Source organism: Streptomyces sp. NPDC060198 (assembly GCF_042728415.1).
GTDB lineage: Bacteria > Actinomycetota > Actinomycetes > Streptomycetales > Streptomycetaceae > Streptomyces.
This window is the reverse complement of the sequence record NZ_JBHWZJ010000584.1, coordinates 1-2,879: the sequence shown is the minus strand read 5'-3', so window position 1 is coordinate 2,879 and position 2,879 is coordinate 1. Positions and strand designations below refer to the sequence as shown.

2 protein-coding genes are annotated in these 2,879 nt (G+C 72.3%); both read left to right on the top strand.

Annotated elements, in window-relative coordinates; all coding sequences use genetic code 11:
- Nucleotides 1-445: 445 nt before the first annotated feature.
- On the top strand, nucleotides 446-1,978 hold the full coding sequence (locus tag ACFWEP_RS33750) for a glycoside hydrolase family 43 protein (protein ID WP_387375984.1): 1,533 nt from the start codon (nucleotides 446-448) through the stop codon (nucleotides 1,976-1,978).
- Between the two features lie 157 nt (nucleotides 1,979-2,135).
- The coding region (locus ACFWEP_RS33745) for an aromatic acid exporter family protein (protein ID WP_387375983.1) at nucleotides 2,136-2,879 on the top strand (744 nt) is incomplete at its 3' end.

Sequence of the window (2,879 nt, the reverse complement as noted above, 5' to 3'; positions counted from 1 at the left end):
GTAGAGGCGTGCGGGTCGCCGGTGGGCGTTTGCCACCCGGCCCCGTACTCCAGAACTCCCGAGGGCCAGGAAAAAAAAGCCCCGTTCCTGATGACCAGGAACGGGGCGTGTGGAGCGCTGGGCAGGCCTTGCACCTGCATTTCCCCGCGGGAAGCGGGGCGTCTTTCCTTGGACGACCAACGCGCGGGCACCGTACCGGCGGAGCGGTCCGTGCCTTCAAGATCAACTATAGCCCGGATCGGCCCGAGTCCAAAACACCTGGCGGAGAGGTGGCTCCGACGTGAGCGCATGCCCGCCCCTCGCCCCCTGCCCGGACAGGCCGGACAGGCGGGGCCCGGCCGCCGGCCGGGCGGCGGGCTGAGGCACCATGCGAGGCGACACGCGCGCGTCCGCACGCCCGCGACCTGGACAGGACGCGCACCACGGCCCGACCCCGAGGATGGACATGGCGTACTTCGACAACCCCGTCATACCCGGCTTCAGCCCGGACCCGAGCATCTGCCGCGCGGGCGAGGACTACTACCTGGCCACGTCCAGCTTCGAGTACGTACCGGGGGTCCCACTGTGGCACAGCCGCGACCTGACGCACTGGCGGCTGATCGGACACGCCCTGGACCGCCCCGCACAACTCGAACTCTCCGGCACGGCACCCTCCTCGTCCGGCGTGTACGCGCCCACCCTGCGCCACCACGACGGATGGTTCTGGATGATCACGACCGTGGTCGGCGGCGCCGGCACCGTGCTGGTCACCGCCGACGACCCGGCCGGACCATGGTCGGACCCCGTCCACGTCGCGATCCCCGGCATCGACCCCGACCTGGCCTGGGACGAGCGGGGCGACTGCTGGTGCCTCTTCTCGCACGGGGGCATCAAGGGCGTGCGCATCGACCCGAAGTCGGGTGAACTGCTCGGCGAGCCCGTGGAGATGTGGTCGGGCACCGGACTGCAGTACCCCGAAGGACCGCACCTGTACCGGATCGGCGACTGGTGGTACCTGCTGCTCTCGGAGGGCGGTACGGAACGCGGGCACGCCCTCTCGGTGGCCCGGTCCCGCACGCTGCCGGGTCCGTTCGAGCCGCACCCCGACAACCCCGTGCTCTCGCACCGCAGTACCGACCACCCGGTGCAGAACACCGGCCACGGCGACCTCGTGCAGGCCCACGACGGCAGTTGGTGGATGGTCCTGCTCGGCACCCGCCCCCGGGGCGACACTCCCGGCTTCCACGGCATGGGGCGGGAGACCTTCCTGGCGCCGGTGCGCTGGGAGGACGGGTGGCCACTGCCGGGCCCCGTCGAACTCCGCTTCGAAGGGCCGGAGTTGACCCCGCATCCGTGGCCCGGGGAGCCGCACCGCGACGACTTCGACGTCCCTGGCCTCGCCCCCCGCTGGATCACCCTGCGCCGCCAGGACCCGGAGACCGTCGACCTCGGAGCGAGGCCCGGGCACGTCGTCCTGAACTCCCGCGCGGAGGGCCTGGACCGGCCCGGCGCCGTGTTCCTCGGGCAGCGCCAACGCGATCCGGAGTGCTGCGCCCGCACCCGGACCGACGTCGCCGAGGGTGGCCGCGGAGGACTCGCCGTACGGCTCGACGAGGCACACCACTACCAGGTGGAGAGGGAGGGCGACGTCGTGCGGGCGGTCGCCCGGATCGGTCCGCTGCGCCAGGCCGTCGCCGAACGAGCCGTACCCGCAGGTCCGTTGACACTGCGCATCGAGGTGACCACCGCCGACGCCCTGCCGCCCACCCTCACCGACCGCGCGGCCGGTCCGCAGGCTGCCGCCGGCCTCCGTATCGGCGCCCCCGACACCCTGCGGCTCGGATACGAGACCGAGGTGGGGGACTTCGAGATCCTCGCCGAACTGGACGGCCGCTACCTCACGACCGAGGTCGCCGGCGGATTCACCGGCCGGGTCATCGGAATGTACGCGACCCGGGGCAGCGTGGCCTTCGACTGGTTCGAGATGCGCCCCGCCTGACGCCGTACGCGCCTTCGCGGCTGGTGTGTCCGGGGCCGTTGCCACGGCGCCCCGGTGGAGTCGCGCGGGTAGTGGCGGTTTCCCCTTCGCCCCGGGGGCACGAGAGAACGAGTGCCGCCGAACAGGAGCGGGCACCCGGGAAGGAGTGTGCGGGTCGGTGGGGAACGTACGGTGGTCGGCCGCGGCGCGATGGGCGGGGCGGGAGTGGGAGGCGGTACACAGGTCAGCGCACAACGCGTTCGAGGAAGCCGGTCCTGAGCGGGACACACTCGTCCAGTCGCTCAAGGCAGCCGCCGCTGCCATCGTCGCGTGGGCGCTGACAGGGTGGTGGCTCCACGCCCCGATGGCCCTGCTGGCCCCCTGGACGGCCGTCGCCCTGGTCGGCGGCACGGTGTACCAGTCCCTGCGCATGGGCCTCCAGCAGTGCGCGGTCATCGCCGTCGGCACGGTGTGGGCTTCGGCGGCCATGGTGATCACCCGGGATCAGACCATGGCCGCGATGTTGCTCACCGTCCCGTTCATGACCCTGCTCGGGACCTACCGCAGGTTCGGGAACCAGGGCCTCGTCGGGGCCACCACGGCGCTGTTCGTGATCACCGCCGGCTCGTCCAGTGCCTTCACGGTGGGACACCGGCTGCTGGAGACCCTGATCGGGGCGGCGGTGGGCATCACGGTCAACGCGCTGGTTCTGCCACCGGTCCACCTGCGCAGCGTCCGCGACCGGCTGGGCCGTTTCGCCCGGGACACCTCGGACCTGCTCGGCACCATGGCGCGCGGTCTGCGCGAGGCGAACGGTCTCGACGAGGCGGGCAGGTGGGACGCGGAGGCGACACGTCTCGCGCTGTCGCTCCAGGGGGTGGCCGAGGCCCGCGCATGGGCGATGGAGGGAGCCCGGCTGAAC

What these genes read in the sequence shown, in the direction of transcription:
- ACFWEP_RS33750 (WP_387375984.1), top strand. Translation starts at nt 446, where the DNA reads ATGGCGTACTTCGACAACCCCGTCATACCCGGCTTCAGCCCGGACCCG.